The 1212-nt window shown below is 77.3% G+C and carries 1 protein-coding gene; it reads left to right on the top strand.

The window, feature by feature from the left end; translation table 11 throughout:
* Positions 1–1212: beta-ketoacyl reductase (locus KN815_RS41445; protein ID WP_216346945.1), on the top strand; the 1212-nt coding region annotated here is incomplete at both ends.

Below are 1212 nucleotides of genomic sequence, written 5' to 3'. Positions count from 1 at the left end.
ACTGGCCCGAGGAGCCGGTGGCGAGCCGGGCAGCCGCCGGTGTCGACGGCTGGCGCTACCAGGTGGCGTGGAAGCCGCTGTCGCTGGGCTCCGCGGCCCGGCTGTCCGGGGTGTGGCTTGTCGCCGCCCCCGCCGAGGACACGGCCGCCGAGGCGTGGACGGACGGTGTCGTCCGTACGCTGACCGAGCGGGGCGCCGAGGTGCGGCGGCTCGACCTGGCCGCCGCCGAGGACCGCGCGGGCATCGCCGAGCGGCTGCGTACGGCGGCCGACGGTGGCGCCGTGGCCGGTGTGCTCTCGCTGCTGGCCACCGGGGACGCCGACGCCCTGCTGTCCACGGCCGCCCTCGTGCAGGCCATGGGCGATGCCGCGATTGACGGGCCGCTGTGGTGTGCCACCCGGGGCGCGGTTTCGACGGGGCGCCAGGGCGAGCCGGTGGACCCGGCCCCCGCCCAGGTGTGGGGACTTGGCCGGGTGGCGGCCCTGGAGCTGCCCGACCGCTGGGGCGGTCTCATCGACCTCCCCGAGGCCATGACCGACCGGGTGCTGTCGCGGCTCGCGGTGGTGCTCGCCGGCGCCGGGGACGAGGACCAGATCGCGGTCCGCGCCTCCGGGGTGTTCGGCCGCCGGCTGGCGCGGGCGACCGCGCGGCAGGTGGCGGAGGCCGAGGGCTGGAGCGCCCGCGGCACGGTGCTGGTGACGGGCGGTACGGGCGCGCTGGGCGGCCAGGTGGCCCGTTGGCTGATCGACAAGGGCGCCGAGCATGTGGTGCTCACCAGTCGCCGGGGCCTCGACGCCCCGGGCGCGGCCGAGCTGCGCGATGAACTCGCCGCATCCGGCGCCCGGATCACCGTCGCCGCCTGCGATGTGGCCGACCGGGAGGCCCTGGCCGGGCTGCTGGCCGACCTCCCCGCCGAGCTGCCGCTGACGGCCGTGGTGCATGCGGCCGGGGTGCTGGACGACGGCATTCTGGAGTCGCTGACCCCCGGGCGCTTCGCCTCCGTCCTGCGTGCGAAGGCCGAGGCCGCGCTCGCCCTGGACGAGCTGACCCGCGATCTCGACCTGTCCGCGTTTGTGCTGTTCTCCTCGACCAGTGGCACCGTGGGCGCCGCGGGCCAGGCCAACTACGCCGCCGCGAACGCCTTCCTGGACGCGCTCGCCCAGCGGCGGCGCGCCGAGGGGCTGCCCGCCACCTCGATCGCCTGGGGCCCGT

The organism is Streptomyces niphimycinicus, assembly GCF_018883605.1.
GTDB lineage: Bacteria > Actinomycetota > Actinomycetes > Streptomycetales > Streptomycetaceae > Streptomyces > Streptomyces niphimycinicus.
This window is presented reverse-complemented; position numbering and strand designations above follow the sequence as displayed.